At 44.1% G+C, this 14,167-nt stretch carries 5 protein-coding genes; all 5 read right to left on the bottom strand.

Features of this window, described 5'->3' with window-relative positions:
- Positions 1 to 242 precede the first annotated feature (242 nt).
- Positions 243 to 1,826, bottom strand: coding sequence for a SusD/RagB family nutrient-binding outer membrane lipoprotein (locus tag AC1XUD_RS05760; RefSeq protein ID WP_483360013.1), 1,584 nt, complete (start codon positions 1,824 to 1,826; stop codon positions 243 to 245).
- Between the two features lie 18 nt (positions 1,827 to 1,844).
- Positions 1,845 to 5,195, bottom strand: coding sequence for a SusC/RagA family TonB-linked outer membrane protein (locus tag AC1XUD_RS05755; protein WP_483360012.1), 3,351 nt, complete (start codon positions 5,193 to 5,195; stop codon positions 1,845 to 1,847).
- Positions 5,196 to 5,708: 513 nt separating this feature from the next.
- Positions 5,709 to 7,175 (bottom strand): SusD/RagB family nutrient-binding outer membrane lipoprotein, encoded by a 1,467-nt coding sequence (locus AC1XUD_RS05750; RefSeq protein ID WP_483360011.1) that lies wholly within the window; start codon positions 7,173 to 7,175, stop codon positions 5,709 to 5,711.
- Between the two features lie 18 nt (positions 7,176 to 7,193).
- Positions 7,194 to 10,523 carry a SusC/RagA family TonB-linked outer membrane protein gene (locus AC1XUD_RS05745; RefSeq protein ID WP_483360010.1) on the bottom strand — a complete coding sequence of 1,110 codons (3,330 nt, stop codon included), beginning with the start codon at positions 10,521 to 10,523 and terminating at the stop codon, positions 7,194 to 7,196.
- A 472-nt stretch (positions 10,524 to 10,995) separates the two neighbouring features.
- On the bottom strand, positions 10,996 to 13,848 hold the full coding sequence (gene polA / locus AC1XUD_RS05740; RefSeq protein WP_483360009.1) for a DNA polymerase I: 2,853 nt from the start codon (positions 13,846 to 13,848) through the stop codon (positions 10,996 to 10,998).
- Positions 13,849 to 14,167: the final 319 nt, after the last annotated feature.

The raw sequence follows: 14,167 nt of genomic DNA, 5'->3' as shown, positions 1-14,167 counted from the left end.
ATTACGGAAAAAAAATTGTGATAATATTGCGATTAATTATCATTTAATCTAAAACATGAAGGTATTTAAATGACTGGCGTTTAAATATTTGATCAACTGGTAACAAAACAAAAGGTGACCCGAATAAACGAGCCACCTTTTGAGGGGAAAGATTTGAGCTGTTAGCGTTTAGCTATTGACCTTTAGTTCCCGTAATTAACTGAAAGAGAACGATATCTATTTTCTTCGATATTTCAGCTCGACTATTTAATAATCCACATCACACCGTTTATGTCGTCATTGCCAGCGTATTGTGCAGAAAGCGCGGCGTTATAATTTGCAGTATTGGCGCTCCGTTCGTTTTCGTTATACTTGAATCTCAACGCAATTCTTTCCCCGTTTCCGGTACCTGGGCCAGTAGTGAAAGTTGGGACGCCGGTACGACGATAAGTGTAATACGATTCCAAACCTGAATGTCTGAACAAGGCCAGATACCTTTGTTCCAGAATCACCTTTAGACCAGCTGCCGTATTACCCGGGTACTGAACATTCGCTTGAGCATAGTAGCTGTCGAAGTTGGTCGTGATGGGATAAGTATTGTAAACAGCAGTCGATCCGGGACTACCTGATTTCAGGAAACTGGCTGTATATGTGCCTGATGCAGGGATGGAATAGGATGCCCATGAAGCCAGGATACCCGCTTTATAGTAATCGGCAGCGGATCCGGCGGGGCCGGAAGCCACCCAGCCGCGGTTGATGGCTTCGGCAATATTGAAACACATTTCAGGGTATCCGATTTGAATACTTGGCTCGCCGGTATAAGTCGAATAGTATCTTTTACGCCCGATCAACGAGTACTCGCCTGCATTGGCTTTTACATACATACTACCCAGATCTTCACCTGGATCTGCGCCAATAAATGCATCGAAGCTCGTTGGACTCATACCTGCTGAAACCCTCGCAGTAGCTGGCTCGGTGGTTGCAAAAACACGTGGGTCTTTCAACCTGGTCAACAGTCCCACATAGGTTGCCGAACAATTTTCGCGCAAGGCATCGAAACCAAATGAGCCAGGGTTCTCAGGATAGAAGTTGTTTGGGGTAAGATAAGTATACTGCAAATTATCTTCGCTTCCGGCCATAAGAGGGTATTGGGCCGGATTGTTCAAGATCGCAGCAAACTGGCTCTTCACATTCAAATCGGTATCATCCGCTTTTTTACTCAAATGAATAAGTAATCTCAAACGAAAGGTATTTACCGTTTTTTGCCACTTTTTCAGATCGTTTGCAAAGTAGATATCACCTCCAAGTGAATTGTCAAGTGCCGCGATCAGCTGTGCCAACTCTGTGTTGGACTCGTCAAGCCAGCGAAGGGACTGTATAAATACTGCTTTTTGGGAATCATAAACCGGATTCAGGTTATCCGTGCCTTTCAGCGCCTCCGTCATCGGAATATCACCGGCTTGCAAACTCATTTTTGTAAATAAATATGCCCGGAAGAACTTGCCGAGTGCTTCATATGGGTTGATGTCGGCCGTATATATTTTCGAGGCTTCCTCTTCCATTTTGACTACGTTTTTCAACGTGTTGTAGTAGTCATCCAAAGAGCCGAAATTATACTCGTTCGTGCCATAGTAATTATAGTTTTGAAGAAAGTACTGCGACCATTTCTCTTTGTCGCCAGCGGGTGCATCATAGATATCGTTGAGGATACCGTTGAACAATAGCGACGGCGGAACAGATGTTGGTTTAACTGAATTCTGATTCAGTTCGTCGAAATTACCTTCGCAGCTGACCATCACCAAAGTGGCCATTAGCAGTAAAATGCGTGGATATATTAGCTTTTTCATCTTTTAATTTTGATCGGATTAGAATACCAGATTAACGTTTACACCATATCTGCGGGTAGTCGGGGACTGAAGGCCGGTGCCCGTTAACGAGTAATTATATTGGTCAAGATCTACATCCTTGAATCGTTTTTCCTTGTAGAAATAGATCAGGTTACGACCCACAACGGAAACACTTATTTTCTTGATAAAAGTATTCGCAAGGACTTTGGCCGGAATCGTGTAACCTAATGTTACTTCGCGAAGCTTGGCGTAAGTTTTGCTCATAAGGTTGGATTCTGCAACGTCATAGTAGCTACTCACCCATGTTTGAACGTTCTGGGCATAAGTGTTTGGAGAGAAGCTCAACTCACTGTAATTCAGGATTGCGCCGGTATTGGAATCAAAGTTGATCGCCTGGCCTGGCCCCAAAACCACACCTTTTCCAATATAGCTTCCCTTATAGTTTGGATCACCGGCGTGTTGATCATCCAGATCGCGGGCTACACCCAGGTCGCCGGTAGCAGTTTCCAGGTTACGGCCACCACGCATGGTTTTATTGTGCATATAATCCGAGGTTACCCCGCCAACACGTCCGTCAAACTGAAAACCAAGCGTGATTCCCTTGAAATTCACTTTGTTATATATACTCCAGGCATACTTCGCGTTCAGATATCCCAAAAACTGAGGAACCGGATTGGCAGTCGGAGTACCGTTGTTTCTGTAAATGATTTCGCCGTCAGTCGTTCTTGCAAAATCAGAGCCGTAGAACTTGTCTACACGGTCTCCTTTGTGGTAATAAGTAGCGTAAGTTGTTTGTCCCTCAGGGAGTTCCAGATATGTTTCTTTAAATGAGCTTACATTGACCAGCATATCCCAGGTAAATCCGCCTTTTTGAATCGGAGTACCGCTCAGAGATATCTCATATCCTGTTTTCTTTGTTTTCAACGCATTCAGATAATAGTAGCTGTATCCAGTTGCAGTTGATATCGGGTTTTGAAGAATTTTCGGACCGTCGATATACTCAAATCCGTTTAGGCTCAACCCCAGTCTGTTTTGCAGGAATTTGAAATCAATACCAGCTTCATAATTTACACGGTTGAAAGTCTTGATATCGGGGTCGTAGACGTTGCTCGTGTAATATGCTGCGGTCTGGTTGTTGTATGGTTTCGCAGTAGAATACACCGAAGACAAAGAGTAATCCGGACCGCCATATGGAGAATAATAATTGTTTCCATAGTCAAGCGGGTAATCGAATAGCGATGTTCCGGAAGGGTTGGCACCAAAAGCCGTGATCGAGTTGAAAGGGGCTACACCAACTTGCGTGTTAGTCGCATCGCCGTGAATTGCTGCGAATGAACCACGCACTTTCATGAAGGAAATGAACTCAGGGATTTTCAGATAATCCGTTAATACGGAAGCAAGGGATACACTTGGATACAGATATTTGTTGTGGTCATTCGGCAAAGCAGACGATTTGTCCACACGGCCAGTCAGCGCCAAAGTTGCGTACTTTCCAAACGAGGCATCCAAAGACGCATACGCGCTATATACCCGCATCGCGGAGTTGAAACTGCTGGCTTGTACCGGGTTCAATGAGTTACTGAAAGCATATACACCCGGAACACTCAGGTAATCAGTAGAAGTAAAGGAAGAGTTATAAGTAAACAGCCTTGCATTTCCGCCTACAAAACCAGACAAATTGATGAACGAGCCTGCATTGTAATTATAATTCAACTGAACGTCACTATTGTTTTCAAACAAATCGCGGCGGTCTTCGCGGTAATCACCTTTGTTTTGCTCGCGGCCATATGGGTGAGCAGAGTAGGGCATTTTCTCGGTACGAAGCAGGTTGTAAGTAGTGATTTGCGTACGCGCATTGACATTCAGGTTGTCATTGATCTTGTAATTTCCTGACACATAGCCAAACACATCCGTTTTGTAATGGCCACGTTTCCACTCATTCACCTGAAACCATGGGTTGTGGTAACGCTGGTATTCCGCAAAAACGGATTGAGTTCCTACTTGACCGTCTTTCCAGATTCCTTTGATATCCGGCGCGTCCACGTCCCAGTCAGCACCGGTCCAGATCGCCACGTTATATAGCAAACTGTTCGGGCCATAATCTACATCAGGGAAATTGGGCGAATATTGACGGTTGAAGTTCAGATTCGCATCGATTTTCAAACGTGTCGTAGGGCTGAAAGATCCATATAAGTTAAAATTGGTAATATTCAGCTTATTGTTCGGGATGATACTTTCCTGATGCGAGTGCGAAACCGAGAAACGCAAATTGTAATTGTCGCCAGTGGTGCTCAACGAAATATTGTTGGTGCTTTGAAAACCTGGTTTCAAAAATCTTTTAAGGTTGTTCTTTCCGCGTGCCACATATGGCGTGGGCTCGATATGCCCCTTGTAAACATATCCGCCGGGAAAAGTGGTCGAATACTCTGTGTTCGGGTCATATTTACCATCATATTGAGGAATTAATTGCCCTCTGAACTTTGGACCCCATACGTCATAGTCGTTGTCGTTCAAACCGCCACCTTTACCATCGCCAAAAGCATATAGCTGGTTTTCACCGCCACCATATTCATCCTGCGTTCTCGGAAATGCCAAGAAGCCTTTGTCCATCGCGTTGGTTGAATTCAGTTCTACTGTCCAGCCTTTTTTCTTTCCGCCTTTTTTGGTCGTGATCAGAATCGCGCCATACTGCGCTCTGCTTCCGTAGAGAGCTGCGGCGGTTGGTCCTTTCAATACTGTGTAAGTTTCGATATCATCGGGACTGATGTTCCATGTGTCGGAGCTAATAGGCACACCATCAACTACATATAGGTTGATTTCATTACCTCGAAGGATCACGGTTGGCTTTCTCAACATTTCGGAAGAAGGTCCCACCGATAAACCGGCGATTTTACCAGTCAAACCAGTAACCGGATTTTGGTCTCTTGCCATCGTCAGGTCTTCGCCTTTAATTTCCTGAACGGCATAACCAATTTTTTTAACCTCTTTTTTGATACCCAAGGCAGTAACGACCACCTCGTTCAGTTCGCGGGTGTCGGTTACCATACTAATATCCAGCCGGGATTTGTTGCCCGTGTGTACCTCCTGAGTCGTAAAACCGATTGCAGAAAAGATCAATGTCACGCCGTCGTTGGGAATACCAATGCTGAATTTTCCGTTGGCATCTGAATTTGTGCCTTTCGTTGTTCCTTTCACAACAACCGAAATGCCGGGAAGAGGCTGATTGTCAGCCTGGGACGTAATGGTACCTTCAACTGTTCGCTCCTGTGCAAGGACGGGAATGGAACAAAGGGCACCGACCATTAGCGAAATGGTCATGAGCAGGTGGTGAAGACGCAGGGATTGCCTGCAGGGTAAACGTCGTTTCATACACTTTGGACTAGGTTTGGATTAAATTTTAAACTCGGGTTGATCAAATTGCCTTCTTCTAAAAGTTCAATAGTGGGTAATGAACATGGTAAAAGTATTTGTTTAGTATTACTGAAATATTAAGCAATTATGAATAAATAGGTGTGTAGTGGAGGAGTAGTGATGAATCTTTGAATTTCCTATGTATGTAGCTGATATTTCACTAGTTACTCCTTTGGCCAAATATAGTTGTTGAAAGTAGTCGATTGGATACTACTTTGTATTGTGTAGTATAACTTTACAAATAGTACTGTTTCTTTTAGATATTGCCAAATCAAATTCTTGTTTTTAATTGTATTTTAATTTAGCGGATACCAGTATAGTACAATATCGCGTTCCGGTAGGTCTCTGCTGATATATATGACCGAACAGATTAAAATAGCATTTAAAAAGAAACGGCGGGGAATCGATGACTCCCCGCCGTTTTCGGTAAAATGATGTGCTTCTTATTTACAATTTCTAAGGTTTTTATCCTTAATTCACATCCCACCAAACCTTTGTATTGTAGTTATCAGCTCCCTGACGTGTCACAGCCTCATTTAAGCTGCCCGGATTGAGCGTCTGCTCGCTTCTTGGATATGCAAACCGAACCGGAACTTTATCGTTGTTTACATTATCCGCACCCGGAACTACCGACGGGATATTGGTTCGTCTCCAGTCAAACCACGCTTCAAGGCCCGTGAAGAATAGGGATATCCATTTCTGTGTCCCGATCAATGTCAAAGCATTGGCCTCGTTGTACATGATATCAGTGCGAGAAAGATAGTCGGCTGGCATCGGAACATCCACATATTCAAATGCTCCTTTCACTCCATTTTCGTAATAATCTTTCGCGGTTTCGCCGGTGATCAGATTCTTTTTGGTCGCTTCTGCAAGGATAAATTGAAGTTCGGGATATCCCATGATATAGCCCTTTGCTACATCCAAACCTCTTTCCGTGATCGAACCTTTGAAAAAGAGTGAACCCACGCGAGAGACATTGTTCGGCCCACCGTTATAAGCAAGGGCGTCCACTTCGTTCAATCCATTGGGAACACCAATGTAAGCCGGCTTTCCGGCAGCCGCGGAGGCGTCGGTGGGCTGTGCGAACGTGGCGATTCTCGGGTCGTTGAAGGCAGTGAGCTTGTCACCCAGATTTTTACTCAGTCGGAACTCATCAAAAGAGCCTGACCGTGAGGTGTATAACGGAAACTGGTTCGGCGCCGAAGTCAGATAAGTCAGCGTAGCATTATCTGCATTCCCGGTGAAAATCGGAGTCGCTGTCGGGTTATCCAGGATGGCCTGAATCTCTGCCTTCACGTCTTTTCTGTCCGATATACGCATCAGGTATCTGATTCTTAAAGAGTTGGCCAGTTTTTTCCATTTAGATACATCACCCCCATAGATCAAATCACCAACCACGGTTTCGCCTGAACCTAATATTTCATTAGCAGTTTTCAGGTCGGCAAGAATGCCATTATATACCGTTTCCTGCGTGTCATATTTGGGTTGTAAAATACCAGTCACCCCGTCGGTAGCCTCAGAATATGGGATATCGCCATATGCGTCAGTCAGTAGCGAATACATCCATGCGCGCAAAATCAAAGTGACACCTTTGTAATTATTGGCGTTATTTTGTTCGCTCAGTTGCAGGAGCAGCCTCACGTTACGCATATTGCCGTACATATTTTCCCAAAGTCCATCGCGATCGCCCCAGGTATATCTGTCTTCCGAAACAAACTGGATTTTGGCTGTATGCTGAATCACGATATTGCCAATTCCCCAACTTTGACCCACCATTTCATTGACCGACGTCCGGATAATCCCCGGAAGCAAAAGGTCTGCCGTTACATCTGTGATCGCATTGGGATCCGTATTTTTCTCAACATAATCGTCCGTACAGGCGGGCAGGAAGAACAGACCAGCCGTTAAAAGTGCGATATATAATTTTATCTTTTTCATACAATTTTCGGTTTGAGATTAGAAGTTAAAACCAACATTGAAACCCCAGCTACGCGTCGTAGGCATCCCCACAGACTCAATACCCGGAATGATGGTCCCACCACTTAATGAAGACGTTTCGGGATCAATATGCGGCACTTTGCTCCAAACGGCAAGGTTCCGGCCAACTATTGAAACGTTCAGACCTTTGATCCGCGCTTTGTTCAGGAATTTGGCTGGAACGGCATATCCAAGACGAACCTCGCGCAGTTTTGCGTACGATGCATTGAAAATCCCGCCCTGAGGAATATCCCTGTTTCCGGTTCTCGACTGGTGATATTCTCGAGCAGTCAATTTCACATCGTTCACGCGATAGCTTCCGTCGGCATTCTGAATAACTCCGTCGCCAATCACACCATTTCCCTGAACACTAAGGTCATATCCGTTAGCACGGCCTTCCATTGTCTCAATTAACTGACCAGCTTCCAAACCAACTACAAATGTTTCAGAGAAAACCTGCCCACCGTGACGAATGTCAAGTAACCCGCTCAGACTGATATTTTTGTAAGTGAAAGTATTGCGAATTCCAGCCATCCAGTCGGCGTTGTAATTCCCAACCTTGATCAGATCGCTCGTTCCGACAAAACGACCGTTGTCATTGAAAATCTGCTTACCGTAGTATTGGCTGCTTTCGTCATCCACTTTTTTCAAGCCGATCGCATACATATCGCCCATTCTTTCTCCCACACGCGCCTGGATAGAAACCCCATGACGGCTCACCATCTGGTAATTTTGAACATCACCATCAAACTCGATCACTTTACTGCGATTCCTTGACCAGTTGATATTAATATCCCATTTAAAATCTCCCACCTGAACTGGTGTTCCATTCAACATCACCTCAAACCCATAGTTCCTGATTTCTCCTGCATTCACGATACGGTTGGAATATCCGGATGTAATGGAAACAGGCACAGAAGGCAGGATCTGATTGCGGGTATTGATATTGTAAAACGTAAAGTCAACTCCTGCACGGCTTTTGAAAAAACGCCATTCCGTACCAATTTCAAAGGATGTACTGATTTCTGGTTTCAAATTGTAGTTAACCAGAGAGTTGGACGAGGTATAAACCGGATAGTCGCCCCAAGGGTCAGAGCGGCCATATCCTGCTGTAAAGCGGTATGGATCGGTGTCATTACCAACCTGCGCCAAACTGGTACGAACCTTTCCAAACGAAACCCATTCCGGGAATTTGATCATATCCGAGACAATACCGCTCAACGACACAGAAGGGTAGAAGTAAGAATTAACAGTATTGCCGAGGGTATCAACTGCCGCAGGCAAAGTCAATGCCGACGACCAGTCATTTCTGGCTGTTACGTCCAGGAACAAGTAGTTGTTAAAACCAAACTGCGCTGAACCGTATAAGCTGTTAATCACTTTATTACCGTCATATATAGAGCTAACCAACGCAACCTTGGTGTTATTAAAGCTGTATATACCCGGAATCAAAAGCTGAGGTGCTGTTACCGAAAGATTGTTCATCTTGCTGATCTGACGGTTTCCTCCAAGGTTAAATCCGAACGAATACTTTTCGTTAAATTCTTTGTTAGCACTCAACAAAAAGTCGAAGTTAGACTCGCTGTTTTTAACACGCTCTTCGCGATAACTTCCGAATGGAAAGCGCTGCGTGCTGAATGCGCGACGTCTCTTTCTCAGATCATTATTGAAGTCAGTACCGGCCCTTACCTGCAAGCTAAGCCAGTCTGTAAAGGCATACTTAACCGCGATATTTCCATATACACGATTGGCACTTTGGCTGTTCGTGTTTTCGTACAAATTGAAGTAAGGGTTGTCGTGGTAATTATAGTTAAAGTTAAACTGCTGACGGTTTTCCATACCTGGAATCCAGTAGTCTTTCAGGCTATTCAAATCCACGTGCTGACCCATCCAGCAATGTAGCAAGTAGATAATACTTTCGGTTCCGTAAGTCAAATTGGGCCGGTTATCGCTGGCTGAATTCACATAATTGGCTGACATCCTTACCGTTAATTTCGGCGAAAGGTTATACCCGGAGTTTAGAGAAAAAGTATTCCGTTTGAGATCCGTATTTGGGATAATACCTTTTTGGTCCAAAAGTGTATAAGAAAGTCTGAAATCACCTTTTTCGTTTGCGCCGGTTACCGAAACATTTGTATTGGAAGTGATTCCGGTTTCGTAAAAGTCTTTCAGATTATTGCCCGGAACAAAAGGAGTAGGGGTGATCGTACCACGAGCAGCCATATCTGCCGCAGTTCCCAGCCCGCCATCGTCGATCAGTGAGATATCTCCTCCTCTGTACCCGTTAGACGTAGGCGAGTCGTGTTGCGCAATCAGGCTGCCGTCCATTTTAGGACCCCAGCTTTCATCCACACCGTCGCTGACACCACCGCCGTTACCATCCACAAAACTGAATAAACCATTGTTTCCCTGACCATATGTTCTTTGAAATTTCGGTAATACCAGAGGGTTTTCAAAAGTCAGGCCCGCGTTTACACTCACGCCCAGTCCTTTGCTGTTTTTACCCGATTTGGTAGTGATAACGATTACCCCGTTTGCTGCCCGGGAACCATATAGGGCTGCGGCGTTGGCACCTTTCAAAACCGTCATTGATTCTACATCATCCGGATTAATCTGTGCAGCACCATTTCCATAATCGATTTCCTGATACGAATTTCCACTAGAACCGGTCAGTTCGTTCGTGATTGGAACCCCGTCGATGACAAACAATGGTTGATTCTTATTGATATCCAGAGACTTATCTCCTCTGATTGTGATTCTTGCAGAACCGCCGATACCGCTCGGGCTGCTCATGACCTGCACACCTGCCACTTTACCGGCAAGACCGCTTACAAAGTTGGTTTCCCGCGCTTTATCAAGGTCGCCTCCTTTCAATTCCTGCACGGCATACCCTAATCGCTTGGTTTCCTGCTTAATACCAAGGGCAGTAACGACCACCTCATTCAGATTCCGAACGTCAACAATCATTTGGACGTCAATAACGAGTGAATTGCCAACCGGCAATTCCTTTGGCATATACCCAACATATGAGTAAATCAAAGCATTGGCGTTGTCAGGAATATTCAGGATATATCGTCCTTCGGAATCGGATATAGTACCAATGGTGCTTCCCTTCACGACCACACTTACTCCTGGCAGTCCCATTCCGTTTTCATCAGTTATTTTGCCGGAGATGGCCTTTTCAAACGGAGCAGAAATCGTAGTTGGAAACGCGTTGACTTGCGCGGGAATCAGGGAGGAACAGACGAGGACCCCGGGACATAGCAGATAACTCAGAAATGAGTTTCTGGATAATATAGAGTTTAGCATAAAATTTAGGTTAGTGAGTAGTAAACTATTTTTTAGATAGTCATGTCAGCAGTTTACGAATGCTGTTTCGTTTAAGGCAATCAGGGCTTGAATTTCGTCATAGGCAGAAGTCTTTGAGGTGAGAAATGGTTAAGAAAAACTTAACATTGGGACACAGAATCGCGCTACCAACGTATTACCATACATTTTTGCATACAGGCCATTATTGACGAAGGCCGGTGTAGTAAATTAGTTACTAATTTTCTGTTAGTCAATATTTTGAGGAAAAATGCAGTTTGGAATTCGTTAAGTTCTGTTTTGTTTTTCAAATCGAAAATCAACGTTATTATGTCTGGTTGGATTTAAAGAGTTGCAAATTACTCTCATGTTGGGTGGGCGTCTTAGAAATTACTGTAAAGTAATTGTTAAATTATAAAGCAAAAAAACTCAGCCCGGGAAGACTGAGTTTTTGATATCGTGCAAGAGGTTAAACTTAATGTGCTTCCAGCCAGTTCGTTCCAATGCCGATTCCGGTTTCCATTTTGACGGCCAGCGGTATTGCGTTGCGCATGAGGTCGTCCACTTTTTCCTTTAATAGCGGGATTTCATCTTTGTGAGCCTCAAAAACCAATTCATCGTGAACCTGAAGAATCATGCGTGATTTTAATTTTTCAGCTTGCATGAAATCGTGAATGTTGATCATCGCCACTTTGATCATATCCGCCGCTGAACCCTGAATTGGCGCATTTATAGCATTTCGTTCCGCATATCCCCGGTTGGTCTGATTTCTGGAATTGATATCGGCGAGGTATCGCCGCCGTCCCAAAATCGTCTCGACATATAAATGTTCCCGAGCCTCATTGATCACGCGATCCATGTAGCTTTTTACAGAAGGGAATTCTGCAAAATAGGAGTTTATAATTTCCGAGGCTTCACCACGTGGAATGGCCAGACGCTGCGCAAGGCCGAACGGCGATATACCATAAATAATACCAAAATTGACCATTTTAGCTTTCCGGCGCATGTCCGAGCTGACTTCTTCCAATGGCACCTTGAAAACTTTACTTGCCGTGGTTGCATGAATATCACGTCCCTGGTTAAACGCCTCGATCATACTCTTATCTTCGCTCACAGCCGCCATGATCCGCAATTCAATCTGCGAGTAATCCGCAGACATGATGCTGAATTCGTCATTGGAAGGGATAAATGCTTTCCGTATTTCCCGTCCTCTTGGCGTTCTGATTGGAATATTCTGAAGATTGGGATTGGTTGAGCTCAAACGGCCAGTCGCTGCAACTGCCTGATTATATGAAGTATGAATTCTCCCTGTCCGGCTACTGACCATCGTCGGCAAGGCATCAACGTACGTTGACTTCAATTTTTGCAATTCTCTGAAATCCAATATTTTCCTGGCGATAACGTGCTCATTTTCCAACTCGGAAAGTATATCTTCGCCGGTTGCATACTGGCCGGTTTTGGTTTTCTTCGGCTTGTCGATTAGCTTCATTTTTTCAAAAAGCACCTCACCGAGTTGTTTTGGCGAACTAATATTGAAACTCATGCCTGCAGTTTCGAAAATCTGCGTTTCCGTCAAGCGCATATCGTTTTCCAATTCCCTGGACATTTCAGCCAGCGCGTTAATATCAATTTTGACGCCGGTATATTCCATCGCCGAAAGTACCTGAACCAGCGGCATTTCAACAGTCTCGAACAATTTAGTGCCATTTTTGGCGCTCAGTTCCTTGATCAATATATGGCTTAACTGTAGCGTTACGTCGGCGTCTTCTCCTGCATATTGTGTGATTTCGGGGATCGCCACGTCGCGCATATTACCCTGCTTAGTACCCTTTTTACCAATCAATTCGGTAATAGAAACTGGTGTATAGTTGAGATAGTGCTCAGAAAGCAAATCCATTCCATGACGTTTATCCGGTTCTATCAGATAATGGGCCAACATCGTGTCCGTAAGCTTACCTCTTACATCAATATCATAATTTTTCAGGACTAGAATATCGTATTTGATGTTTTGTCCAATCTTCTCAATTGCTTCATTTTCAAAAACTTCTTTGAAAATATTGACGATCTGCTGAGCCACTCCCTGATCTGAGGGAACAGGAATATAAAATGCTTCTCCCGGGAGATAGGCAAAGGACAATCCTACCAATTCTGCGTCCAGCGTATCCAGTGAAGTCGTTTCTGTATCAAAACAAAATGCGGTCTGTAAACTCAGGAAGCGAGCCAGACTCTTCATTGTTTCCTCCGTGTCAACAGTATGATATCTATGAAAAGTATTATCAATTGATCTTTTTGGTCCCGAGTAGCTGATGTCAAGTTCAGTGCCATCTTCTGAGAGCACAACTTCTTCCGCCGTAGAAGTACTGGCTTTCGCACCGCCTCCAAACAAGTCCAGCTGACCCTGCGCTTCTGAAGTTTTTTGTTTGGGAGTTGCTATTGGGGCAGTTGTTCCGCTTCCTAATATCCTGACTTTTAAAGTTTTAAACTCTAATTCATCGAAAAGTGCAACGATCTTGTCAGTGTCAGGAGAACATACGGTCAGGTCTTCGGCATCAAATGTAACGGGGACATTTAGCTCGATTCTCGCCAGTTGCTTGCTCAGTATCGCTTTGTCTTTATTTTCCCGGACTTTCTCGCCCAGCTTACCTTTTATTTCATCGGCATGGTCGAGGATATTCTCAATAGTATCATATTCTTCAATCAATTTTTGTGCCGTTTTTTCGCCGACACCCGGTATTCCCGGTATATTGTCAACTGCGTCACCCATCAGCCCCAGAATATCAACCACCTGGTCAATCCGTTTGATTTGCCAGCGATCCAGAATTTCCTGAACACCTAATACCTCCGGCCCTTTCCCAAAAGAAGCAGGCTTATATATCTTCACATGCTGCTCCACCAATTGCCCATAATCTTTGTCGGGCGTCATCATGTAAACCTCAAAATTTTCGCGTGAGGCGGCTTTTGCGATTGTTCCGATAATATCATCGGCCTCGTAGCCGTCCAATACAAGAATCGGAATACACATTGCTTCGAGCAACTTTTTTACATAGGGAATGGCAACTGTGATATCCTCAGGCTGAGCATCACGTTGGGCCTTATATGCTTCATATTGGATATGTCTGAATGTTGGAGCTGCCGTATCGAAGGCAACGCCGATATGTGTCGGTTTTTCTTTTTGCAAAACTTCCAGCAAGGCGTTGGTAAATCCAAACACCGCACTGGTATTAAGTCCTTTGGATGTAATTCGTGGGGCCTTGATAAACGCAAAGTGCGCACGGTATATCAATGCCATCGCATCCAGAAGGAAAAGCTTGTGAACTGGTTTGTCCATTATAAGTGAATTTAGCGAAAGCCAAATATAATGGTTGTGTACTGATGATTGAAGAATTGGTGAGTGCTTTTTATGAATGTTTAATACATATCAAAAGTACGTAACCAAAATAAATTAATAAATAGGTTAATATGTATAATACTATCTGAAAGTTTAAAAAGAATTAATCTTATGAAAAGTGATATTGTGGTACCAGCATCATCTGAACTCCTTATGGGATATGGCAGCCACGAAATAGATTCTGAACTTTACTAAGGATGATTTGAAGGTAGGTAACGAAAGAAATGTAAATATTTCGGGAATGGTCAACTCTAGATGA

This window comes from Dyadobacter sp. HNCC25DJ184 (assembly GCF_056895215.1).
The sequence above is the reverse complement of the archived record's forward strand: the minus strand, read 5'-3'. Positions and strand labels throughout refer to the sequence as shown.